Raw genomic sequence first — 21664 nt, 5'->3', positions numbered from 1 at the left:
GCACCGAGAGGCGGTTTGGGTATCATCACACCTGTCCGGTCTTCACGTTCGAGTGAAGGACTCTCTGCCCGTGTAGGCGATCAAAGGAGCTTCGGTTGGCATCCGTGAACGATCCAGTGCACCGTAGCGACGTGCCGCCGCCGATCGACCTCGCCGGGCACATGAGAGAACTCGGCCGCGCTTTCCTTCCCGCGCTCGTCATCGGCTTGCTGGTGGGCGCTGCGGTGTTCTTCGCCCGAACCGAGTTGAGCGAGAAGCAGTATTCGGCATCGATCGTCACCGAGATCAAGCCTGCACAGGCATTGGTTCCCGGTGATGCGTTCATCGAGCAGATGCGAGCGCCCTTCATCGGGCTCGCGTCGGACAACGACGTGCTCGAGCAAGTGGTCTCGGAGGTGGACACCGACTGGACCGCGGGCACTCTCGCTTCCAACCTGGCACTCGAGCCCGGCACCTCGCCTGCTCTGCTGGTCTTCACCGTCACGGCGCCGTCGCCGGAGCTCGCCCTCGAGTTGACCCAGTCGACGGTGTCGACTGTCGCGCAGGCGGCCAACGCCAACAGTGCTCGCGACACCCAGAGCCAGCTCGAACAGCTTCAGGCAGCGGTGGCCGCGGAAGAAGCACGGAACACCGCGCTTCCGGACGGGGATGCCAAGACTGCATCGAACGCCACTCTGAGCGATCTGCGAGGACAATTGGCGCAGGTACAGAGCGGCGGCGGCGATCAGCTCGTCGTATTGTCCACACCCGAACAGAGCGACACCCCGGTCTCCCCCAAGCCGTTCTCGGAGGCATCGGTTGCCGCGCTCGCCGCACTTGTCATCGCCGCAGAGCTGATCGTGTTGCTGCGCAGCAGAATCGGATCGAGGCCGACGCGGGCATGGGCCAGCCGAGTCGCCAAGAAGTACCGTGCCAGTTTCGATCCTCAGGGTGGAGATGCGCTGCCTCCGTCGGTGGTCGGCAGAATCGCTGCGCGTGAGCGCGGGGGGCCCCGCACATCGGGCTCGGCGCGGCATTCCGCGCCCGGACGTGACGGCTACGAAGCCGTCATCCTGATCGGCCAGGACGCCGAGTCCAACGCAGGCAGCACCACCCCGATCGCCGGATACGCCGTCGCCACAGCGGTCCCACCCCAGGACGGACGTGCGTTCATCGAGGGAGGTCTGGCCAGCGAGTGGTGGACGGTCGTCGATGTCGCAGACGTCGAGAGCGCCGTCGTGATCCTCTCGAAGGGCGGCAAGGATCGGAAAGCCGCCGAGCACGCCCTTCGTCGCCTGCACGAGTTCGGCGTACCCACGTATCTCGTGCTGCAACAAGCCAGTAGCACACGACGCAAGAAGTCTGCCGAGCCACAGAATGCGGAGGCCCCGAGCGATGACCACTGACCGGGTTGCAATCGTCCACGAGCGACTGACCGAGATCGCAGGGTCGGAACACGTCATCGAACAGCTTGCGCTGCAGTGGCCCGAGTCCCAGGTGTATGCCGCGGTGGCACGTGCACAGGGCATTCCGAAGGACCTGCCGCGGCCACCGAAGACGACGTTCCTCAACACGGGATACAAGGCACTCGGCGAGCGCTCCTACGCCCCACTGCTCCCCCTGATGCCCACGGCGTTTCGGCACTTGAAACTCGGCGACATCGACGCTGCCATCGTCAGCCACCATGCGTTCGCCACGCAGGCGGTGTTCGCCACCGACGCACCCGTCGTTGCGTACGTGCACAGTCCGGCTCGATGGGCGTGGGATCCAGCGCTTCGTGCGGGCGAGGGCGGTGGCAAGGCAGGTGCCGCGATACTCACCGCCTTGTCCGCGGTCGCCCGCAAGTGCGAGATCGCTGCTGCTCCCAAGCTGCGTACGGTGGTGGCCAATTCTTCCGCGGTCGCCGATCGCATCTCCAACTGGTGGGGACGCGACGACGCGGTGGTCGTTCATCCCCCCGTCGACACCGAGGGATTCACCCCCGACGCGTCAGTCGAACGCGAGGATTTCTTTCTGCTGGCAGGGCGACTGGTGCCCTACAAACGGCCGGACATTGCGGTGAAGGCAGCCGCGGCCGCCAACATCAAACTGGTCGTTGCGGGTGACGGTCGAGCCATGAGCGCATGCCGCGAACTCGCTGGACCCAACACGACATTCCTCGGGCGTGTGTCGCACGAAGACCTGCTCGGGCTTCACCGACGCGCTCGTGGCCTGCTGATGCCCGGTGTGGAGGATTTCGGAATCGTGCCGGTGGAGACGATGGCAACCGGAACTCCGGTGATCGCACTCGGAGAAGGCGGCGCGCTCGACACCGTCGTACCCGGGGTGTCCGGCCAACTCGTCGCATCGGGTTCCGACGACGAAGTGGTCGACGGCTTCGCCTCCGCGATGTCGTCGTTCGATCCGTCGGCGTTCGACCGCAACGAGATCCGCGCTTGGGCGGAGGGTTTCTCCCGGGCCAACTTCCGAGCCAGGATGCAGGGGGTTCTCGATGACATCGTCTGACCGCACGACAACGTATCGATCCACCGCGATGGATCGCGTGTTTGCCGAAGCCCGCACCATTGCCGTCGTCGGCCCGTGCGTGAGCTTGGACGAGGACGCCATCCGCAAGGCCCTGACAGTAGCGGAGCAGAGCACGTCGACTCCTCGGCTCGCAGTGGAGCCGGACACTCACAACGTCGAGTGGCGCTACCGTCGGAATTTGGGCGAGCGGACCCCGATCGTTCACCTGCCCGCCGAGGACAGTCGCGACCTCGGCCATCTGATGGGCGTGATCCGGCGTCGCCCCGGCGTGCGGGAGCCGCTGGAGGTGGTCATCGCCGGTGACTACATCGCCGTGGACTATTCGCACGGCGTCGGTGACGGTCAGATGGGTGTGCTGCTGCTCGCCACCCTCGGCGGAAACATCGACTTCGACCGCGCCCCGGCTCTCGCCAAGGGACTGCCGAGCAACACCACGTGGACGGCGCTTCGCCACCATTACTTGTCACGTCCCGCGGCACTGCGCGATTTCTGGCGTTTGCGCAAGCAGAACAAGAAGCCGCCTCGCCTGGTAGCGGGTGCCACCAAGCGCATCGAGGACTGGGAAGCCGGTAAGACGTCGCGAGCCGATTTCATGGCCCCTGATCGTGTTGCGCAGCTGAAGAAGTGGGCGTCCAGTCAACCCGGAAAGGCCACGACCGCGTCGGTCACCATTGCGTTGTGGATTGCCGCGCTGGAGGCAGAGGGCGTCACCGTCGACGAGTCGGTGATGATTCTCTTCAACAGTCGTCGTTACCTGCCACCGAAGCTGCAGGACGGCCACGGCAACTTCGCCGTCGGTATCCCTGTCCGGATTCCCCCGTCGCCGAGCGCCGCCGACATCGCCGCACTGATGCGTCAGGTGATCGAATCGGGTTGGCCCATAGCCATTCTGGGGATGTCGCAGATCAAAGCCGCTCTGAAGCGCTCGGCACCGACAGCTCACGCGCCGACCGAGTCGTCGATCGAGGTGAACGACCGCGTCCGCCTTGCAGTCAGCGATCTCGGCAAACTGACGATGTTCGACGACGGGCTGTGGATCCGTGACGAGCGGCCCCCGCGCCTGGCCGCGTTCTTGGAGCCGGACGGGCCCGACGGCGCCACACTGCTGGTGTCGGAGATCGACAACGGGCGCACGTTCACTGCGTCGTTCTGCGACAAGATGATCGACCCCGCCGTGATCGAATCCGCTCTGCGCCGGATGTGCGACGACCCCGTCGGGACCCTTCAGGCCGAACCGAAGTGATGACCGATGATCCGTGGAGCGCTCCGAGCACGAGGAATCGCTGCGGCACTCGTCGGCGTCCTTGCACTGGCGGGGTGTTCGAGTTCGTCCGGTGACGCAGCGAACGTCGACGCCGCGGCGACCGACGGGTCACCAGGCCGGCTGCTGGCCGAGCCGGTCGAGTTCCCGGGGTATCCCGCGCTGGCGGACCTCACCGGCACGTCGGTGTCGGTGCGCTATGCCTCGACATCCGGTATCGACGGCTCCCCCACCGAAGTCACCGGAGTGGTGTTCGCGCCCAAGGGAACTCCGCCCGAGGGAGGGTGGCCGATAGCGTCGATCGGCCACGCGACGACCGGGGTGAACAGTCGATGCGCCCCGTCGACCCGCATCGGCCTGCTGGGCAGCCTCACGACGATCATTCCGTTCTTGTCCAACGGTTATGCCGTCACGATGACCGACTACCAGGGCCTCGGCACCTCGGAGGTGCACCCGTACCTGGAGCCGACGACGGCCGGATACAACATCATCGACGCGGTGCGCGCGGCGCGGGAGGTGCTGCCGGAGAGCTCCACCGACTGGGTGGGGTACGGGGTGTCCCAGGGAGGGCAGGCCGTGTGGTCGGCCAACGAACTGTCCGACGACTACGGCGAGGGCCTCCAATTGCTCGGCACGGTGAGCATGTCCCCCGCCACCGACCTGACCGGGTTGGTCGACGAGATGCAGAACGGCACCTTGACCACCGCCCAGATCGCCGCTCTGCCGTCCATCCTGACCGGTATCGCGGCCAAACATCCCGAACTCGAGACGAGCGACTACCTGCATGGGGTGCTCGAACGCCGAAGCGACGCATTTCTCACGTGCGTCGGCGAGAATTCTGCCCTGCAGTCCACCCTGGCCGACTCTGTTGTTCCCGCCGACTACGCTCCGGTGTCCCCGCAGGCAGCGGACCGGTTACGAACGTGGCTCGCCGAGTACAGCATTCCGAAAGGACCGGCACCCCAGCCGATGTTCGTCGGTTACGGTGACCAGGACCAGCTCGTGGCACCGCAGTGGACGATCGATGCCGTCCGCCGGGGATGCGCCATGGGCGATGTCATCGAACTGCAGGTCGCCGCGAATCAGGGACACGGCATCCTGAATCTCGGTGCGCTGCCCGCGCAGTGGCTCGACGGACGCGCTGCAGGCACGCCGCCGCCCAACAACTGCGGCGGTTGATGTCGCTACGCCTGGGGCTGCAACGGCAGCCCGAAGGCCAGTATGGCGGTGTCGTCGGACAGCCCTTCGCCGAAGCCCAGCAACAATTCTCGAAGATCGTCGACGAACTCGACGGGCGATGCGGGCGATCGGGAGGCGGCGAACTCCAGCAGTGCGCCCTCATCGTCGTACCGTTTCCGCCCTACTCCGGTCCGAGCCTCGGTCAGGCCGTCCGTGTACAGCACGAGCGTGTCCCCCGGTAGCAGCTGCACGTGGACGGACAGGAAACGCGGTGCGGGGAGGATGCCGACCAGCTGGCCGCCGGTGGTGTCGAGATAACTCGCTGTGCCGTCCACTCGCAGCAGCAGAGCCGGCGGGTGCCCGCCGCTGGCCAGTTCGACGTCGAGCCGGCCGTCGCGCACGGTCAGGACGCCGAAGATCACGGTGCAGAATCTCGAATCTTCGTGCCCGAACTCGTGGAGCAGAAGCGAATTGAGGTTGTGCAACACCTCGACCGGGTCCTGTGCGTACACCGCCGCCGTGCGTAGCGAGTACCGCGTCGCGGACGTCACGACGGCCGCGTCGGGCCCCTTCCCACATACGTCTCCGAGGAAGAATCCCCAGCGGTCGCCGGACAGTGGGAACAGATCGTAGAAATCTCCCCCGACGTCGTCCTGCGACGCGAAGTGGTAGTACGCGGCGGAGTCGACGCCTGCGGGTGGCGACAGTGCAGGCGGCAGCAGTGAGCGTTGCAGTGTGCGTGCGAGCACCTCGACGCGCTCGCGCTCGCGCTCGGCACGCCGTCGTTCGGCGACCAGTTCACGCTCGTATGCTCGCCGCTCCCCGGCGTCGAGAGCGGTGATCCGAACCAGAGCAGGCAGCCCGTCGGGTCCGCGTCCGACGTTCGCCGTCACGAACATCGGGTGGCGCTCGCCGTCCCGGGCAACGAGGTCGAGCGCGACGCTGTCCACCGTTCCGCGGGTGAACAGCAGGGGCACGAAATGCGTCTCGTAGTGAATCCGCCCTCCCGCCGTCAGCAACTCGGTGAAGCGCAGACCGAGCAGTTCCTCGCGCTCGAATCCGAGCCAGTTCGTCAGCGTGGAATTGACCTTGGCAATGCGGCCGTCCGGCCACGTCGAGAGGTAACCGCACGGAGCGTTCTCGTACAGATCCTCCGCGGATTCGACCAGGAGCGGATCTACGTCGCTCACGTGCGGCCGACGAAGGACAGTATTGCGGCGGCCGTCAAGTCGGGATGACTCACGTGCGGACAGTGTCCACTGGCGTTCAACGTGATCAGCTCACTGCCGACGATGTTGTCGTGGACGTAGCGGCCGACCTCTCGCGGCGCCAACGCGTCGTGCTCGCACTCGATGACGAGCGTGGGGGTCACGACGCGACCGAGGTCGGTGCGGTTGTCGGAGAGGAACGTCGCGCGGGCGAACGAACGGGCACAGGATGGATCCGTCCGACAGAACGTGTCGGTGAGTTCGGCCGCCAGTTCGGGACGATCGGGGTTGTCCATGATCATCGGTGCGATCGCTGCCGACCAACCGAGGTAGTTCGCATCGAGCGATTCGAGTAGTTCGTCGATGTCGCCTCGGGTGAAACCGCCCTGGTAGTCATCGTCGTCGATGTAGCGCGGTGACGGCGTGACCAAGACCAGCTTGTCGAAAAGTTCCGGGCGCTCGGATGCGGCGAGCACCCCGATCATCGACGCGACGGAGTGGCCGACGTAGGTGACGGGCCCGAAATCCAGATCGACGAGAAGATCGACGACGTCCGCTGCGTATGCATCGAGGCCGGAGTAGTCCTCTTCGTTCCAAGCAGCCAGGTCCGATCCGCCCGCACCGACGTGGTCGAACAGCACGATGCGGCAGGTCGACGCCAACAGCGCGGTGACGCCGCGCCACAGATGCTGGTCGCATCCGAATCCGTGTGCGAGCACGACGGTCGGGCCGTCGGGAACCCCGGTGACCGTCACGTTGTTCTTCACACGCACATCCATCGGCACAGTCTTTCACCTGCTGCTACGTTCGGACGATGGTACCCACGACACCGGAGTCGCAGCCGCCGTCTTCCTCGGGTTCTCGCGGCGCGACACTGACTGGAAGCGGCTGGAATGTGACCGTCGCGTCGGTGGGCGCGGAGTTGGTGTCCGTACGAACACCGTCCGGGCGAGAATTGTTGTGGGACGCGGGTCCGCAGTGGCGTCGGCACGCCCCGATCCTGTTTCCGTGCATCGGCAGATCGCCCGCCGACTCGGTCACCGTGGACGGGGTGGTGTATCCGATGCCGCAGCACGGGTTCGCGCGGGACATGGCATTCACGCTGGTCGACACGTCCGACGACACGGCCGAGTTCGAGCTCGTCTCCGACGATCACACACGCCGGCACTACCCGTTCGATTTCGCCCTTCGGGTTCGCCACCGCGTGCGTGGCAGCTACCTGACGTCCGACTACACCATCGCCAACACTGGTTCGCGGTCCATGCCCGCGTCCTTCGGGCTGCACACGGCGTTTCTGTGGCCGACCGAACCGGGTGCACGCAACTCCAGCACCGTCGTGTTCGCCGAGGATCAGGCCGACCGCGTCCACCGCGTCGTCGACGGTGTCCCGATGCCCCAGTCCCAGCCGTCTCCGCTGGCGGGGCGAACTCTGAACCTCACCGACACACTGTTCGACGCAGGCGCTGTGGTCTTCGAGCGGGTCTCGGGGACCGAGGTCCGGTACCGGTCCGAGGCCACGGGATCCCTGACGCTGACATGGGCCGGTTTCGAGCAATTCGCGGTGTGGTCTCCGCCGTCGGGCGCGGGTTTCGTGTGCTTGGAACCGTGGGCGGGTCTGCCCGCTCTGGAGACGTCGGACGGAGAGTTGGGTAGCAGACCGGCAAGTCTGGCGATACCGCCCGGGCAGGATCGTGCGTTCTCCTGCACCGTGAAGGTGGACGCGGAACAACCACGCCAGAAGAACGGTTGAAGCGACAATGAAGAAGATAGGGTTTCTTTCCTTCGGCCATTGGACGCCGTCGCCCCAGTCGCAGACGCGCTCGGCCTCCGACGTTCTGCTGCAATCCATCGATTTGGCGGTCGCCGCCGAGGAATTGGGAGCTGACGGCGCGTACTACCGCGTCCATCACTTCGCCAACCAACTTTCGTCGCCATTTCCGCTGCTCGCAGCCATCGGAGCGAAGACGAGCACCATCGAGATCGGTACCGGCGTTATCGATATGCGGTACGAGAACCCCTTCTACATGACGGAGGACGCAGGGTCGGCGGACCTGATATCCGGAGGGAGACTGCAGCTCGGCATCAGCCGCGGATCGCCCGAGCAGGTCATCGAGGGATACAAGCACTTCGGGTACTCCCCGAAGGGTGGATCCGACCACGCCGAGATGGCGCGCGAACACACTCGCGTCTTCCTCGAGCTGCTGGAAGGCAAAGGGTTCGCCCAGCCGAACCCGCGTCCGATGTTCCCGAACCCCCCGGGGCTGCTACGCCTCGAGCCGCATTCGGCAGGGCTACGCGAGCGGATCTGGTGGGGTGCGGGCAACCGCGACACTGCTGAGTGGACGGCACGGCAGGGCATGAACCTGATGAGTTCGACGCTGCTCACCGAGGACACGGGCATTCCGTTCCATCAGCTGCAGGCCGAACAGATCGAACGGTTCCGCAAGACCTGGGCCGACGTCGGTCATTCGCACCAGCCACGAGTTTCTGTCAGCCGCAGCATCTTTCCCATCGTCAGCGATCTCGACCGGGCCTACTTCGGACGTCAGGCCGACGGCCAGGATCAGGTCGGATACATCGACGGCGGCATCGCACGTTTCGGCAAGTCGTACGCAGGCGAGCCCGATCAGCTGATCGAGGAACTGGCGGGCGACGAGGCCATCGCGGCCGCCGACACTGTGTTGATCACCGTCCCGAACCAGCTGGGCGTGGACTACTGCGCACACGTCATGGAGGCTCTGCTCCGCGACGTCGCTCCTGCTCTGGGCTGGCGCTGACCGACGATGTTTGAGCCCCGGTCGGACCGGTTACTCGCGTAATCGGCTGCGGGGGCCCGGGCATTCGTATGCCGCCGAAATGAGCCAATCAATTTGAAATACAATTGATTTCGGCTCATTTCGCGGTTTTCCGACACAGACGCGGGTGTTGGCGTTACGTTTCAGGTGTGGCAGAGCGGGGGGCCAAGCCCCAGGTATCTTTTGTGCGAAGAACAGCGCTTCGCGCGGTTCGAATGTTGTTCAATCCATTGAGACCGGACGACTATCTTGCGTTGATCAACCCGTTGTGGACGACGCGGGAACTGCGTGGGCAGGTCGTTCGGGTCGCGCCGGAGGGCTCGGAGGCGGTATCCGTCTTCATCCGCCCCGGCTTCGAATGGGCTGGTCACATACCCGGACAGTACGTCCGGCTCGGTGTCCTCATCGACGGGCGCTACCACTGGCGGGCGTACTCGTTGACGTCCGACCCGGACCCCGTAGACGGACTGGTCAGCGTCAGTCCCAAGCTCGTACCCGAGGGGACTGTGTCGCCGTACCTCGTCGGCACCATCCGCACGGGCGACATCGTCCGTCTCAGCGAGGTCGAGGGCGAGTTCACCCTTCCCGACCCGCTGCCGGACAAGATGGTCTTCATCAGCGCAGGCAGCGGCATCACGCCGATCATCAGCATGCTACGCAGCCTCGACCACCACGACCAGGTCCGAGACATCGTCGTGGTTCACTCGGTTCACACCCGCGAGCAGCTCATGTTCGCGGACACCCTCGACGAGCTGGAGGCCAAGCACGACGGCCTCAGCGTGAAGCTGCGCATCACCAGCGACGAAGGACGCATGAAGGCGACCGAACTGGACGAGCTGGTTCCCGACTGGCGAGAACGTGACGCATTCTGCTCCGGCCCGGGTGAGCATCTGGACGATCTGAAGTCCTACTGGAAAGACCAGGGCGATTACGACAGATTTCACCACGAGAGTTTTCAACCGGTCATCGGGGGGAACGCGGAGGAAGGTGAAGGCGGCGTGGTCGCGTTCACCAACAGCCAGAAGAAGGTCGAATGCGACGGTGGAACGACCATTCTCGCGGCCGGTGAGGATGCCGGTCTCGACCTCACCTTCGGGTGCAGGATCGGCATCTGCCACACCTGCGTGGGAACTCTGAAATCCGGACGGATACGGGACCTTCGAAACGGGGACGTCTCCGAACCGACCGGCCAAGCGGTACGCATCTGCGTGAACACAGCGGAAGGCGACATCGAAATCGAGCTTTGACATCTTCTGGGAGGACATAGATGACGATCGACGACGCAACCAGGACCGACCCGAGCAGGACCGAACCGGTCAATCCTCTGGCGCATCTGAGCGACGAGACCATAGCCGAGCTCGCCAAGGAGTTCGACGCCATTCACGACGAGGTGTACGCGAGCCTCGGCGCCAAGGACCGCAAGTACATCACGTCCGTCATCGCAGCTCAACGGCAGTTGTTGGTTGCCGGCAGAGTTCTGCTTCTGGGCTCGACGAGCAAGCCCGCCTGGGTTGCAGGTACCGCGTGCCTCGGGATCGCGAAGATTCTCGAGAACATGGAAATCGGCCACAACGTCATGCACGGTCAGTGGGACTGGATGAACGATCCGGAGATCCACTCGTCGGTGTGGGACTGGGACACCGCGTCGACGGCGCAGTCGTGGAAGCACTCGCACAACTACGTCCACCACACGTATACGAACATTCGTGGCAAGGACAAGGATCTCGGGTACGAGATCATGCGCATCGACCCCAACCAGAAGTGGCACCCCGTTTATCTGGCTCAGCCGTTCTACAACGTGTTGCTGATGGCGTTCTTCGAATGGGGAGTCGCGCTTCACGATCTGGACATCGAAGCGATCCGCCGGGGCGAAAAGCCCGTGAAGGAACTGGTCCGCGATCTCAAAGGAATCGCAGGTAAAGCGCGTAGGCAGTTCGTCAAGGACTACGTGGGTTGGCCGACCATCAGTGCCGGCGCGTTCGCTCTGGCGCAGCTGGCGAGCGGCGGCCGTATACGCGAGAGCAAGAAGTCGAGACTCGCCGCGAAACTGCGTGGCTCCAGTCGCTTCGGAAAGTCGAAGAGGACGACCGGTTTCCTCGATTCCCGATTCAGCGGCGTCGAGAGCACATTCCTGGCCACCCTTGCCGCGAACTTCACCGCCAACATCATCAGGAACGTGTGGTCGCACGGCATCATCTTCTGCGGTCACTTCCCGGATCAGGCCTACACCTTCAGCCAGGAGGAAGTGGAGAACGAGACACGGGGCGGGTGGTACGTCCGTCAGCTGGTCGGCGCAGCGAACATCGACGGCGGGCCGCTGTTCCACCTGATGAGCGGCAACTTGAGTTACCAGGTCGAGCATCATCTGTACCCGGACATGCCGAGCACCAGGTACTCCGAGGTGTCGCCCAAGATCAAGGACATCTGCGAGCGGTACCAGCTCCCGTACAACAGTGGTCCGCTCATCCAGCAATGGACCATGGTCCACCGCACCATCGCGCGTCTTGCGCTTCCCGGCGGGAAGGCTCGGCCCAAGCCCGGACCGTACCGCCCGGAGGAGGCATGGCGCCGCAAGTTCGACGATGCTCCCTCCGAGAGCGAGGCCGCGCGGTCACGTAGCCGTGTTCCCGCGGGCCATCCGGACGCAGGTCCGGAGCACTCGTCCGGTGGCGTCGACGTCGAACCGCCGCCCCGCGGTGACGACTGACGGTCTCGGTTCACAGCACACCACGTCGGGCGTTCTCGGTTCATGGAACCGAGGACGCCCGACGATTTTCGTGCTGGGTGTGCTCAGGCCTCGTGGCGTGTGTACAGGGCCCGGGCGGCGGCGTCGAACTCGGCTGCGCTCATGCGGCTGTCGACGGCACGCTTGACCAGTTCGGCATGAGTCTCGCCCGCCAACCCCGTCAACGGCTGGTCCAGATCGAGGTTCGACGGGAAGGCGTACCCTTCGGCCGACGCAGCGATGACGTTCTCGACGTCACGGGTGCGGCCACTCTGGGTCCACTCGAGCAACGTCGGGTACAGAGCCGATCCGATGGCTTCACGGTCGACGCTGTCCAGTGCGCGTCCGAACGCCGAGGAGACCTGCAGTAGGTTCGCCATGCGGTAGATGTCCGTCGACGTGTTGTGACCTGCCGCATGGAACAGCGCCGGGTTGAAGAAGACGGCGTCGCCCTCCTCCAACGGAAGCTGAATGTAGTTCTCCGCGAAGTACTCCCGGAACTCGGGCAAGTTGAACGCGATGTACCCGGCCTCGAACTTCTGGGAGTAGGGAAGGTACATCGTCGGGCCGCTCTCGATCGGCATGTCGCAGTGAGCAACTGCACCCTGGAGGGTGAGGGCGGGCGACAGACGATGGACGTGCGCACGGAATTTCGCGGCGGTGTCCGTCGACATGAAGCCGAGATGGTAGTCGCGGTGGGGGTTCTGAGCCGCACCACCGGGATTGACGACGTTGATCGCCGAGGTGACCTGATACATCGGGCCGAGCCATGCCTCGGAGACGAGAGCGAGAATGTCGTTGGAGTAGTAGCGGGCGTAGAGCTCCGGCTGCGCCAAGGCCAGCTTCTGCAGCGCAGACCAGATCCTGTCGTTGGCGCCCGGCTTGGCGAAGTGATCGCCACCGACGACGCCGGTTGCGTGCTGCTGCTCGATGATTCGCCGGTACTCCGCCGTCGTCTCCGCAAGCGCGTTCTCCGACGTGAACGCCTTCTTGAACACCACGATGCCCGGACCGTTCAGCAAAGCGTCGGCGAGCTCGTCCTGGATGTCCGAGCGGGCGTCCGCATCTGCGGCCTGTGCCGTCAGCGCGGCGGCGTCGTAGATCAGGACGTTCGACGCGACGTCGGCCGCATGGGGGTAGTCCGCCAGTTCGGTGGTCTGCGCGACGAGCTCACGAAATCGGTCGATGTTGCAGTCCGATTCGCTGAGCCTGTCGGTCCGCGGGGTCTGCCGGATGTCATTGGTCATGATGAGGTTCCTCGAAGTTCGGGGGATCGTTCCTGGATGCAAGCTTGCCAAGACGGATGTGGCCGATCAACGAAAAAAACCATCAAGATCCCCTCGAGCAACGGACGCGCTTCTCGAGGGGAATTTGATGGATCGGCCCGTTGATCGAGACCAGCGTTCCCGGGGACGATGAGCAGATGATCTCCGATGAGCCGGTGAAGTCCACGGACAATGCGACCCGAGTCCCCGCCGACATGATCGCCGCGTGCTGGACGTCCGCAGGAAACGTGCGTCCCGACGCCTCCCCCGCGCTGAGCCCGATTCCCATCACCGAACGCATCGCCGCCGTCGCGTCCGCGGGTTTCGCCGGGATGGGCATCGTGGCGGCGGATCTGGCCGCGATCGAGGCCGGCGTCGGATTGCGCACTCTCCGAGCGATGTTGGACGATTCGCCGCTGAAGTTCGTCGAGATCGAATTGCTGGAGAAATGGTGGATTCCGCGAGGCGAGGACGGCAACACCTTCGCCGTCCGTGACTTGCTGTTCCGCGCATCCGACGTGCTCGGTCCGACTCACATCAAGATCGGCTCGGAGAACGCAGAACCTCGCGACCTCGCTCCGTACACCGAACCGCTGCTGGAACTCACCCGCCAGGCCGCAGAACACGGAACGCGGATCGCGCTCGAACCGATGCCGTTCTCGATCGTCTCGACCATCCCTGCCGGGGCCGATCTCGCCCGATCCACCGGTCACCCCGATTGCGGGATCATCGTCGACGCGTGGCACGTGTTTCGGGCGGGCACGAAGTTGGACGAACTGCGCGACTCGCTGACGTCGGATGTCGTCTTCGGAATCGAACTGGACGACGCCGATGCAGAGGTGGTGGGTACGTTGCTGTCCGACACGATGGACAATCGTCGGCTCTGCGGCGACGGCACGTTCGATCTCACCGGACTGGTCGGGGTCCTGCGCGACATCGGTTACACCGGTACGTGGGGTACGGAGATCCTCTCGACCGAATTTCGTTCCACTGCCCTCGATCTCGCCCTGAAACGAGCGATCGACACCGCACGCGCCTTCGTCGAATAGTCAGAACATGTTGAACGGGGTGAGTACGCGAATCGCCGACGACTTGGCGGACACCGGCGCCAGCGCGCCTTGCGCGTGCATCAGCATCCGGCATGCTCGATTGGCGTCCGCACGGAGGTCGTGATCGAGCACGACGGTGATGCGATGCCGGTACAGCAGTTCACGGTTGTCGGCGTCCAGGTCGTGGGCCACGAACACCGAACAGCCGCGGCCGAGTTTGTCGAACGCACGCACGATCGCGGAGTTGCCGCCGCCGCACGAGTAAACGGCCACGATGTTCGGATTACGTTCCAGCGCATCGAGAACCAGAGTCTCGACCCGTGAATCGAGCCCGTCGTTCTCCGCGATCTCCACCACCGACCGCGGACGGTTGTCCTCGATTCCGGAGATCCTGCGCATGGCACTTCTGAATCCGATCTCTCGTTCTTCCTCACCGCGGTAGGAGTTGCTGCTCAGGGTGATCAGCACGTCCCCGGGTGTCTCGCCGAGCATTTTGGTGACCAGGTACGCGGCCGTCTCCCCTGCTGCCCGATTGTCGATTCCGACGTAGCCGACCCGTCGGCTCCCTGGCACGTCGGTGACGTGGGTGACGACGGGTATTCCAGCTGCGACGACCCGGTCGATCGCGTCGACGATGTCCGGAACTGCGGGCGCCTTCACGATGACTCCGTGGGACGACCCGGTTGCGATCCGGTCCAGCCGCTCGACGAGCAAGTCGACGGATCCGTGCTCCTGGAGGTGAAATCGAGCTCGGACCGACGCAGGTTCGAGAGCCGGTAGCTCGGCCTCGATCGCGCGCTTGACTGCGCCCGAGAACCGATGGGGCGCGGACATGACCACGTCGAACATGAACTTGCGCCCCGCGACTCGCAGCTGAGCGCGCTGATTGTCGAGGTCTGCGATCGCTTTCTCGACCGCATCCTTGGTCGATTCGCGAACCCCGGGACGCTTGTTCAACACTCGATCGACGGTGGCTTCGCTGAGTTCGGCCTGCTGGGCTATCTCGCGCACCCGGTATCGGTGGGGCATGCGTGCTCCTGATGGGATTTCGGCATCCGCACGGCGCAACAATCCATCACCGTACCCGCAGAGAATATCAGCGGCCGTGAACCGATTTTGCCTGAATCCAGCATCTCGCAGGCCCCGCGAACCAGGAGCCTGCCCGGGCGTGCCTCCATACGAAACGATGCCGTCCGCCAGCCATGAATGTGATTCACATCACACCCGCGTTTGCTTTGCCCCTCGGGAACCGACTGAGTATCTGCAATTTTCAATCACACATAGAAGAGGTGCTCGGATGAGCTTCATCGACAAGGCCAAGAACGCAGCAGAAGACGCATTGGGCAAGGCCAAGGAGGTCGTGGGTGACGCGACGAACAACAAGGATCTCGAGGCAGAAGGCAAGAAGGACCAGGGATCCGCAGGCGTGAAGAAGGTCGGCGAGAACATCAAGGACACGTTCAAGTAGACCTGCCCTCGACAATCCAGGCCCCGGCAGGGTCCAAGGCAGCACCTGGACCCCGCGGCGCCCGGATTCCCAGCACGACAAGTCCGCCGAGTTCATTCAGCCCAGCTACATCTCAGCCCCGAGGAATCACCATGACCACCACCGACTCCACCTCCGTACGCCCCGCACCACGCCGCCGCGGAGGTATCACCTCCAAGCTCGCGCTGATAGTCGCCCTGCTCCTGGCCGTCGCGCTCGTCGTCTTCGTGCTGCAGAACACGGTGCACACGCAGATCAACTTCATCGGGTGGAACTTCGACCTCGCTCAGGGCGTGTCACTGTTGGGCGCCGCTGCAGTCGGCGCCGTCATCACCCTCGCGGTGGTTGCGGCACTCCGGCTTCGACGCGCGGTGCGTTGACCGATGCTTCCACTTCTGGCTCGAAAGTACTTGTACCGGTACCTGTTCGTCGCGATCGCACTTCCGATTCTCGCGCGAATCCTGATGCTGGCCGGTCTGGCCATCGAGAAGCGCTCCGGCAAGCCGAACATGATCTCCAAGGTGTTGACTAAAAGCGGGCGGTTCGCCGAGCGCCGAGCGGATAAGGCCTCCGGTAAGCACGCCGCATGACGACGTAGGCAGACACTCGTGTCGACGGCAATCGAAGTCGAACGTCGGGAACAATCGGTGACAGGCGATGGTTCTCTTCCTCATGGCTCCGATCACCGTCGACATCTGGTCCGATATCGCCTGCCCGTGGTGCTACATAGGTAAGCGCCGCTTCGAAGAAGGTCTCGCGGCCTCCGGCCAGGGCGGAAACGTCCACATCGTGTACCACAGCTTCGAGCTTGCACCGGACACCCCGGTGGACTTCGACGGCTCCGAGGTCGACTTCCTGTCGGGACACAAGGGAATCCCCGCCGATCAGGTTCAGCAGATGCTTGCGCACGTCGGAAGCATCGCCGCGTCCGTCGGGCTGGACTACGACTTCGACGCGCTACAGCACACCAAGACGCTGAAAGCGCACGAACTCCTTCATCATGCCAAAGCACACGACAAGCAGCTCGAGCTTGCCGAGCGCCTCTTCCTGGCCTATTTCACCGAGGGCAGGCACGTCGGACGGATATCCGATCTGGCCGACCTCGCCTCCGATATCGGACTCGACCGGGCGGACGCCGAAGCGGCACTGACGGAGGGCAGGTATTCGGATGCTGTCGCATCCGACATCGACCAAGCCCGCACCTTCGGTATCACCGGTGTCCCCTTCTTCGTGATCAACGGCAAGTACGGGGTCTCGGGTGCACAGGAACCCAGCGCGTTCGCTGACGTCCTGCGCACAGTCGCTGCAGAAACCACAGCCGACACCGCCGCGGCCGATGTCTGACCAGACGCCTGGGGACGGTCCGGGCATTCCGTTCCGGATGCTCGGTGAACCCGCCGAGGCATGCGCGGGCGGCGTGTGCGCGTGGCCCCCGGCCGATAAAGAAGCGCTCTACGACGCCCCCGATTCCACCAGCCATTTCGCTCGCGCGGCCGACCCGACGTAGACGAACCGGTGCTGCACCGCGTGGTGACTCGAGCGAGATCCCGTGGTCACTAGACTGACGGCCGTGTCCAGTATCGATCAGCCCCACTCGGATCGACCGTGGGCCGAGCCGTCCAGAACCGGCCGCCGCCAGCAGGACCGCAGCCGGGAGACCCAGGGCAAAATCCTGAGTGCCGCAGTCACCGTGCTGATCGAGCAGGGATATTCGGGGGCGTCGACTCTGCGGATCCAGCAGCAGGCCGGGGTGTCTCGCGGCCGATTGCTGCATCACTTTCCCTCGCGCGAGAAGTTGCTCAGTGCCGCAGTCCACCACTTGGCGCTCGAGCGCATCCGTGGTCTGCACATCAGCTCGGACATTCCACAGGAACCGAAAGCGCGGATCCGGGCAGCCATCGACGCGATGTGGTCGAACTACAGCCAGCCCTACTTCTGGGCATCGAACGAGCTGTGGAATGCCGCGCGCACCAATGACGAGTTGCGAGCCGAACTCCGGCCCGTGGAACAGCGAATGGGTCAGGTCATCCGTGATCGGACCGACGCTCTCTTCGGTTCGGAGTGCACGACCCGACCTGGCTACAAGCAGATGAGGGAACTTCTGCTGACAAGCATGCGCGGCACCGCCATGACCTACACGTTCGATCCGCACGATCCGACGACCGATCGCCACCTCAGCCAGTGGTACTCACACGCGGAAAGCGTTCTACTGCACTAGAAATGCACGTAGGCGAAGCGCCCGAAGCACGCCCGACCATGGATGCCTCTTGCCGCACGCTCACCGGTGAGAGCGTCGGTGCGTCGCACTCGGACCGTGGTCCACCGGGCATCCCGTGGGAAACGTCCCGAGTTCGCAGATCCGGTACCCAGCAGGATAGGAACGGACCGCCTTCTGATCACGGGCGCGGTATGCCGTCGTACGCGGAGGAAGGAGACGGACCACACGTGCGCGCACCTTCACCATGGCTTCGGCAAGCGACCGTTCGAGCTTCGTCGGCTCCGGGTAATGGAAGGCGTCGAGCAGAGGCTTGTCCATCAGCGCGTATGCCATTCGCCGAAAGACCTTCTTCGGCAAGAATTTGTACGGCGCGAACGTGGACATGAGGTCGAGGGTGGCGTCGGCGACGGCGGTGCTGCCCACGTCGGAGGCGAAGTGCTGCTCCTCGTACTCGTCCATGTAACAGGCGAACTGGTCGTAGGTCTCGGGGATCTCCCTGATTCCCATGTGCCGCCCCAGAGTGCGGTAGTACATGACCATCGCGTCGCGCTCACTCACTCCGACCGGACGCCATCCGAACTTGTCGAGCCAGCGGACCGGCACGACCACGAACGTCGCGAGAACGTACAGAAAATCTTCGTTGGAGATGTCGTACGCACCGTGCATTCGATTCATCCGACGGATCGCCGTGCGGCCGTCGACGCTCCCGAACCCCGACTCGACGACCTGGTCGAGGATCAGATTGGTGTCGTCGTAGCGCTGCTGTACACGTTCGGTGAACTCGCCCGTCGCGGCCAGCAGGCTTCCGACGGTCGGGACTGCGTAGGTGCGGAACAACGCAAAGCTGAGGGCCTGAACCGTGTCCCACGGGAACTCGTAGGAGTAGTGCAGGCGGTATATCTCTTCGTAATCGGTAGTCGGGTCCAGAGACTCGATTCTCGTGGTCCACGGATCGTGAAACATGCGCACTCCGATGCAGTCACAGTGACCTCACTCGCTCACTGGTGAATGTAAGGGTTCACACGTAATCAGTCAACAGTGACCGTTTATGAGTCCGGCGACGCACGACGAAGCCGAGAACCAGGACATCCCCGACCCGGTTCTCGGCACAAAAAACCGGCTAGCGCCCGACGCAGCCTTGAAGCGTCGTGAAGCTACCCGCGAGACTGAGACCGGTGCACACTGCACCTGTCGGCGTCAGCGTGACAGTTCCGCCAGGACCTGCCACCGCAATCGACAACCCCGGCCCCACCCCTTCGTTCACGGCCGAACTGCCCGGCCCGAACGAGATCGCTGCCGGGCCCGCACCGGCGGTGGCGTCGGACACCGCGGTGCCGCCGTTCAGACCGAGGGCGAGCGCTGCCGCCTGCTCGAGCGCCGCGGCAGAACCCCAGCCCTCGAATCCGTATCCCGCGGCCGCACTGGATCCGTCGGCGACGCTGTCGCACTGCGACTGGCCTTCCATCGACGCCTCCTGCGCTCCGCCGGGGGCCGTGGTACATCCGACCGGCGCAGCCGAGGCGGCGGCGGGAGCGAGAAAGGACATGCCTGCGGCCAGGCCGAGAGTTGCTGCACCACCGAAGAGCTTCGTGAACGTTCTCATCTTGACGCCTTCCTTGGAACGACTTGGAGATCGATTACCAGCCTCACGCTGCTCTGTGGACAGCACGACCGTCGATCGCGAATATCTCGAATCAGCATCGACCTGATCACGCCAAAGTAACACCGCTCTTCTGCCGGCGAGCCGGGAACGTCGAACACGCAGTGGGTCGACCACGGTTGATCGGCTACCGCGCGGGTACACGATTCTCATGAGCGCACCAGCGCACGCCGCTGTATCACCCACCTTGCCCACACCGGACGGCGAATTGTCCGCGTCCATCGTCGACTATCTGTCCGGTGCGACCGCGTCGGTTGCCACCGTCCCCGACGTCGATCCCGTGGGCCGCGACGCCCAATTAGCGCTGTCCATCTGCTACGAACTTCACTATCGCGGATTTCATGACGTAGACGACGAATTCGAGTGGGACCCCGAGATTCTGACGTTTCGTAGGTCGATCGAACAGCCGTTCTTGGCGCACGTGCGCGATGCTGTCGAGGACGGCGACGACGCAGTTGCGGAAATGGACGCTCTGTCCGTCGAACCACGGAGCGGCAGCGGTCCGTCCTGGTTTCTGCGGGACGACGGAACCTGGGACCACATGCGCGAGTACTTCACGCACCGGTCCCTCTACCACCTGAAGGAAGCCGATCCGCACGCCTGGGCCATACCTCGGTTGATCGGGCAGGCGAAGGCGTCGTACGTCGCGGTCGAGTTCGACGAATACGGTGGTGGCCGCGGCGATCACGTCCACCAACAAATGTGGAGCGCGTTGATGGACGCAGCCGGGCTCGACTCGTCGTACCTGGGTTATCTGGACCGCGTACCTGCACAGACTTTGGTCTGGGTGAATCTGATGTCTTTGTTCGGCCTGCACCGGAGTCTGCGCGGAGCGACGGTCGGTCACTTGGCGGCAACGGAGATCACGTCGTCACCGGGTTCCCGACGATTCGTCGACGGTCTCCGCAGACTCGGGGCGCCGGATGCGTGCGTGGCTTTCTACGCCGAACACGTCGAAGCCGACGCGGTTCACGAGCAGGTACTGCGCCACGATGTCGTCGGAGATCTTCTGCGCCGAGAGCCCGAACTGGAACGCGACGTGGTCTTCGGAATGCGCGCTCTGGCCTACGTCGAGGATGCTCTTGCCGATCACATCATGGGTGCGTGGCAGAAGGGCGAGTCGTCACTGATGCAGCGGTGACGTGACTACAGCGGTGACGTGACTACAGCGGTGAACTAACTACAGCAGTGACGCGACGTCATGCGGGCCGTTGCTTGCGTCGGTGGCTCGTGTCGCACAGCGGATAGGTCTTGCTGCGCTTGCACGTACAAAGTGCGACCGCGAAACGGTCGGACGTAGTGTGGGTTCCGTCGTCCGTCTCGATGTCTACGGGACCGGACACGATGATCGGTCCGTTGGTGACGATCCGGATCGACGTTCGCCTGCCGTCATTGCTTGTCGGCACGGATGACCACCAATCGTTCCGTACGTTGACCGGTGCGCGCGATGCCCACGTTCTCGAGCCACTCCGCGCGCGAGGACACGACCGGCCCGTAGCCGATCGTACGTGAATCGACGATCGCCGCGGACATACCTCTCGCCGTCAACATCGACAACGTGAGCTGCGGATCTGCGAACTCGGATTGGACCGCCAGCAGCGTCCCACCCGGCGACAACATGTCGAATACGTTGTTGCACAAGGTATCGAGTACGAGTCGGCCGGTGGGGCCCGCGTCCCACGCCCGGGCGGGGCCGAGCTCGACGGGCACGTTGTCCGACGGTACATACGGCGGATTGCACACCACCACGTCGAACGGCCCCGCGCGTCGGGCATCGTCGAACGATCCCAATCGCACGTTCACATCCAACTCGGCATTCCGCGCGTTCTTCCGGGCACACGACGCGGCAACGGGATCGATGTCGAACGCGTGCACGCGTCGAGCCCCCGACTGTGCGGCATGAACGGCGAGAACCCCCGAACCGGTGCACATGTCCACGACACGAGCACCGACGGCAATTCCCGACGCCGTGAGCGCCTCCGCCAGCAGCCACGAATCCTCCTGCGGTCGATACACACCCGGATCGACCGCCACGTCGAAGAACTTCTGCATATCGTGACCGGCACGGACTGCCGTCGAGTTCGCCATGGAGGTAGGTATGCCGCCTGGCGAAAGACCCAAACCTCGAGGATCCTCGCCACCCGAACCATGCGTCGTTCTCGCTCTCGGCTGACGTTTGAGTTGGCCGGTTCGGGGAATCCGTCCCGAAGCAGCGAGGGTCTTCGGTTGAGCGTGCAGCCGACAACTCTTCATTTTTCAGTCGAAATTTTCGTCCTGTCGATGCCGGTCGTGCCCGGAGCACTTGTATCCGGC

The 21664-nt window shown here is 64.2% G+C and carries 24 protein-coding genes; 16 read left to right on the top strand and 8 right to left on the bottom strand.

The features are described from left to right. Positions 1–104 precede the first annotated feature (104 nt). From ACFULT_RS16755 to ACFULT_RS16740, 4 genes are read left to right on the top strand one after another with little or no spacing between them, the layout of a single operon-like run. Positions 105–1385: a hypothetical protein gene (locus tag ACFULT_RS16755; protein WP_241483730.1), complete on the top strand. Its 1281-nt coding sequence runs from the start codon at positions 105–107 to the stop codon at positions 1383–1385. Further along, positions 1375–2484 (top strand): glycosyltransferase, encoded by a 1110-nt coding sequence (locus ACFULT_RS16750; protein WP_378481962.1) that lies wholly within the window; start codon positions 1375–1377, stop codon positions 2482–2484. Before ACFULT_RS16755 ends, ACFULT_RS16750 begins: the two co-directional genes overlap by 11 nt. Continuing rightward, a complete protein-coding gene (locus tag ACFULT_RS16745; RefSeq protein ID WP_378481961.1) occupies positions 2471–3748 on the top strand; it encodes a hypothetical protein in 1278 nt (425 codons plus the stop codon). Before ACFULT_RS16750 ends, ACFULT_RS16745 begins: the two co-directional genes overlap by 14 nt. A 6-nt stretch (positions 3749–3754) precedes the next feature. Continuing rightward, positions 3755–4945, top strand: a complete 1191-nt coding sequence (locus ACFULT_RS16740) for a lipase family protein (RefSeq protein WP_378481960.1) — start codon at positions 3755–3757, stop codon at positions 4943–4945. A 5-nt stretch (positions 4946–4950) separates the two neighbouring features. On the opposite strand, the gene ACFULT_RS16735 is transcribed toward ACFULT_RS16740, so the two are convergent. Together ACFULT_RS16735 and ACFULT_RS16730 are read right to left on the bottom strand one after the other, a co-directional pair. After that, positions 4951–6135, bottom strand: coding sequence for a PP2C family protein-serine/threonine phosphatase (locus ACFULT_RS16735; RefSeq protein ID WP_378481959.1), 1185 nt, complete (start codon positions 6133–6135; stop codon positions 4951–4953). Then, entirely contained in the window at positions 6132–6932 is an 801-nt protein-coding gene (locus ACFULT_RS16730; RefSeq protein ID WP_378481958.1) for an alpha/beta fold hydrolase, read from the bottom strand. Before ACFULT_RS16730 ends, ACFULT_RS16735 begins: the two co-directional genes overlap by 4 nt. Before the next feature lie 35 nt (positions 6933–6967). Between ACFULT_RS16730 and ACFULT_RS16725 the strand changes: the two genes are divergently transcribed. The 4 genes from ACFULT_RS16725 (at position 6968) to ACFULT_RS16710 (ending at position 11655) form a co-directional block, all read left to right on the top strand. Next, complete coding sequence (locus ACFULT_RS16725) at positions 6968–7903, top strand: aldose 1-epimerase family protein (protein WP_378481957.1); 936 nt, start codon at positions 6968–6970, stop codon at positions 7901–7903. 7 nt (positions 7904–7910) lie between these two features. Then, entirely contained in the window at positions 7911–8930 is a 1020-nt protein-coding gene (locus ACFULT_RS16720; protein ID WP_378481956.1) for an LLM class flavin-dependent oxidoreductase, read from the top strand. Positions 8931–9097: 167 nt separating this feature from the next. After that, positions 9098–10195, top strand: a complete 1098-nt coding sequence (locus ACFULT_RS16715; protein ID WP_170945297.1) for a ferredoxin reductase — start codon at positions 9098–9100, stop codon at positions 10193–10195. Positions 10196–10215: 20 nt separating this feature from the next. Further along, positions 10216–11655, top strand: coding sequence for a fatty acid desaturase family protein (locus ACFULT_RS16710; RefSeq protein ID WP_378481955.1), 1440 nt, complete (start codon positions 10216–10218; stop codon positions 11653–11655). 83 nt (positions 11656–11738) lie between these two features. On the opposite strand, the gene ACFULT_RS16705 is transcribed toward ACFULT_RS16710, so the two are convergent. Next, positions 11739–12920 (bottom strand): phytanoyl-CoA dioxygenase family protein, encoded by a 1182-nt coding sequence (locus tag ACFULT_RS16705; protein WP_378481954.1) that lies wholly within the window; start codon positions 12918–12920, stop codon positions 11739–11741. Positions 12921–13060: 140 nt separating this feature from the next. Between ACFULT_RS16705 and ACFULT_RS16700 the strand changes: the two genes are divergently transcribed. Then, on the top strand, positions 13061–13987 hold the full coding sequence (locus ACFULT_RS16700) for a sugar phosphate isomerase/epimerase family protein (RefSeq protein ID WP_378481953.1): 927 nt from the start codon (positions 13061–13063) through the stop codon (positions 13985–13987). Here ACFULT_RS16700 and ACFULT_RS16695 read toward each other — a convergent pair whose 3' ends face one another. Next, a complete protein-coding gene (locus ACFULT_RS16695) occupies positions 13988–15016 on the bottom strand; it encodes a LacI family DNA-binding transcriptional regulator (protein WP_037106980.1) in 1029 nt (342 codons plus the stop codon). A 268-nt stretch (positions 15017–15284) separates the two neighbouring features. On the opposite strand from ACFULT_RS16695, the gene ACFULT_RS16690 reads away from it, so the two are divergent. From ACFULT_RS16690 to ACFULT_RS16665, 6 genes are all read left to right on the top strand, one after another. Further along, positions 15285–15455, top strand: coding sequence for a CsbD family protein (locus tag ACFULT_RS16690; protein WP_019664848.1), 171 nt, complete (start codon positions 15285–15287; stop codon positions 15453–15455). A gap of 131 nt (positions 15456–15586) precedes the next feature. Beyond that, on the top strand, positions 15587–15853 hold the full coding sequence (locus tag ACFULT_RS16685) for a lipopolysaccharide assembly protein LapA domain-containing protein (RefSeq protein WP_094721255.1): 267 nt from the start codon (positions 15587–15589) through the stop codon (positions 15851–15853). A 3-nt stretch (positions 15854–15856) separates the two neighbouring features. Then, positions 15857–16063 carry a hypothetical protein gene (locus tag ACFULT_RS16680; RefSeq protein WP_037106975.1) on the top strand — a complete coding sequence of 69 codons (207 nt, stop codon included), beginning with the start codon at positions 15857–15859 and terminating at the stop codon, positions 16061–16063. Between the two features lie 67 nt (positions 16064–16130). Further along, the gene (locus tag ACFULT_RS16675; protein ID WP_037106972.1) at positions 16131–16817 is read left to right on the top strand and encodes a DsbA family protein; all 687 of its coding nucleotides are present in this window, start codon (positions 16131–16133) and stop codon (positions 16815–16817) included. Further along, a complete protein-coding gene (locus ACFULT_RS16670) occupies positions 16810–16980 on the top strand; it encodes a hypothetical protein (protein ID WP_170945296.1) in 171 nt (56 codons plus the stop codon). Before ACFULT_RS16675 ends, ACFULT_RS16670 begins: the two co-directional genes overlap by 8 nt. A gap of 63 nt (positions 16981–17043) precedes the next feature. Next, positions 17044–17691: a TetR/AcrR family transcriptional regulator gene (locus tag ACFULT_RS16665; RefSeq protein WP_037106967.1), complete on the top strand. Its 648-nt coding sequence runs from the start codon at positions 17044–17046 to the stop codon at positions 17689–17691. A 60-nt stretch (positions 17692–17751) separates the two neighbouring features. On the opposite strand, the gene ACFULT_RS16660 is transcribed toward ACFULT_RS16665, so the two are convergent. Together ACFULT_RS16660 and ACFULT_RS16655 are read right to left on the bottom strand one after the other, a co-directional pair. Then, the gene (locus tag ACFULT_RS16660; RefSeq protein ID WP_378481952.1) at positions 17752–18654 is read right to left on the bottom strand and encodes an oxygenase MpaB family protein; all 903 of its coding nucleotides are present in this window, start codon (positions 18652–18654) and stop codon (positions 17752–17754) included. Between the two features lie 157 nt (positions 18655–18811). Continuing rightward, positions 18812–19294 (bottom strand): DUF6764 family protein, encoded by a 483-nt coding sequence (locus tag ACFULT_RS16655; protein WP_378481951.1) that lies wholly within the window; start codon positions 19292–19294, stop codon positions 18812–18814. A gap of 208 nt (positions 19295–19502) precedes the next feature. Between ACFULT_RS16655 and ACFULT_RS16650 the strand changes: the two genes are divergently transcribed. Beyond that, positions 19503–20492 (top strand): iron-containing redox enzyme family protein, encoded by a 990-nt coding sequence (locus ACFULT_RS16650; protein WP_378481950.1) that lies wholly within the window; start codon positions 19503–19505, stop codon positions 20490–20492. A 58-nt stretch (positions 20493–20550) separates the two neighbouring features. On the opposite strand, the gene ACFULT_RS16645 is transcribed toward ACFULT_RS16650, so the two are convergent. Together ACFULT_RS16645 and ACFULT_RS16640 are read right to left on the bottom strand one after the other, a co-directional pair. After that, positions 20551–20757 carry a CDGSH iron-sulfur domain-containing protein gene (locus ACFULT_RS16645; protein WP_052059183.1) on the bottom strand — a complete coding sequence of 69 codons (207 nt, stop codon included), beginning with the start codon at positions 20755–20757 and terminating at the stop codon, positions 20551–20553. Then, positions 20741–21439 (bottom strand): HemK2/MTQ2 family protein methyltransferase, encoded by a 699-nt coding sequence (locus ACFULT_RS16640; RefSeq protein WP_378481949.1) that lies wholly within the window; start codon positions 21437–21439, stop codon positions 20741–20743. The genes ACFULT_RS16645 and ACFULT_RS16640 overlap by 17 nt, the downstream gene beginning before the upstream one ends. Positions 21440–21664: the final 225 nt, after the last annotated feature.

Origin of the sequence: Rhodococcus sp. NPDC057297, assembly GCF_042667435.1 — a bacterium.
In the GTDB taxonomy this organism is placed as follows: domain Bacteria; phylum Actinomycetota; class Actinomycetes; order Mycobacteriales; family Mycobacteriaceae; genus Rhodococcoides.
Note: the sequence above shows the minus strand (reverse complement) of the source record. Positions and strands in the feature narration are given on the sequence as shown.

What these genes read in the sequence shown, in the direction of transcription:
- ACFULT_RS16670 (WP_170945296.1), top strand. Translation starts at nt 16,810, where the DNA reads ATGTCTGACCAGACGCCTGGGGACGGTCCGGGCATTCCGTTCCGGATG.
- ACFULT_RS16695 (WP_037106980.1), bottom strand. Translation starts at nt 15,016, where the DNA reads ATGCCCCACCGATACCGGGTGCGCGAGATAGCCCAGCAGGCCGAACTC.
- ACFULT_RS16705 (WP_378481954.1), bottom strand. Translation starts at nt 12,920, where the DNA reads ATGACCAATGACATCCGGCAGACCCCGCGGACCGACAGGCTCAGCGAA.
- ACFULT_RS16710 (WP_378481955.1), top strand. Translation starts at nt 10,216, where the DNA reads ATGACGATCGACGACGCAACCAGGACCGACCCGAGCAGGACCGAACCG.
- ACFULT_RS16655 (WP_378481951.1), bottom strand. Translation starts at nt 19,294, where the DNA reads ATGAGAACGTTCACGAAGCTCTTCGGTGGTGCAGCAACTCTCGGCCTG.
- ACFULT_RS16690 (WP_019664848.1), top strand. Translation starts at nt 15,285, where the DNA reads ATGAGCTTCATCGACAAGGCCAAGAACGCAGCAGAAGACGCATTGGGC.
- ACFULT_RS16745 (WP_378481961.1), top strand. Translation starts at nt 2,471, where the DNA reads ATGACATCGTCTGACCGCACGACAACGTATCGATCCACCGCGATGGAT.
- ACFULT_RS16720 (WP_378481956.1), top strand. Translation starts at nt 7,911, where the DNA reads ATGAAGAAGATAGGGTTTCTTTCCTTCGGCCATTGGACGCCGTCGCCC.
- ACFULT_RS16725 (WP_378481957.1), top strand. Translation starts at nt 6,968, where the DNA reads ATGGTACCCACGACACCGGAGTCGCAGCCGCCGTCTTCCTCGGGTTCT.
- ACFULT_RS16640 (WP_378481949.1), bottom strand. Translation starts at nt 21,439, where the DNA reads ATGGCGAACTCGACGGCAGTCCGTGCCGGTCACGATATGCAGAAGTTC.
- ACFULT_RS16650 (WP_378481950.1), top strand. Translation starts at nt 19,503, where the DNA reads ATGAGCGCACCAGCGCACGCCGCTGTATCACCCACCTTGCCCACACCG.
- ACFULT_RS16680 (WP_037106975.1), top strand. Translation starts at nt 15,857, where the DNA reads ATGCTTCCACTTCTGGCTCGAAAGTACTTGTACCGGTACCTGTTCGTC.
- ACFULT_RS16685 (WP_094721255.1), top strand. Translation starts at nt 15,587, where the DNA reads ATGACCACCACCGACTCCACCTCCGTACGCCCCGCACCACGCCGCCGC.
- ACFULT_RS16740 (WP_378481960.1), top strand. Translation starts at nt 3,755, where the DNA reads ATGATCCGTGGAGCGCTCCGAGCACGAGGAATCGCTGCGGCACTCGTC.
- ACFULT_RS16750 (WP_378481962.1), top strand. Translation starts at nt 1,375, where the DNA reads ATGACCACTGACCGGGTTGCAATCGTCCACGAGCGACTGACCGAGATC.
- ACFULT_RS16675 (WP_037106972.1), top strand. Translation starts at nt 16,131, where the DNA reads ATGGTTCTCTTCCTCATGGCTCCGATCACCGTCGACATCTGGTCCGAT.
- ACFULT_RS16660 (WP_378481952.1), bottom strand. Translation starts at nt 18,654, where the DNA reads ATGTTTCACGATCCGTGGACCACGAGAATCGAGTCTCTGGACCCGACT.
- ACFULT_RS16730 (WP_378481958.1), bottom strand. Translation starts at nt 6,932, where the DNA reads ATGGATGTGCGTGTGAAGAACAACGTGACGGTCACCGGGGTTCCCGAC.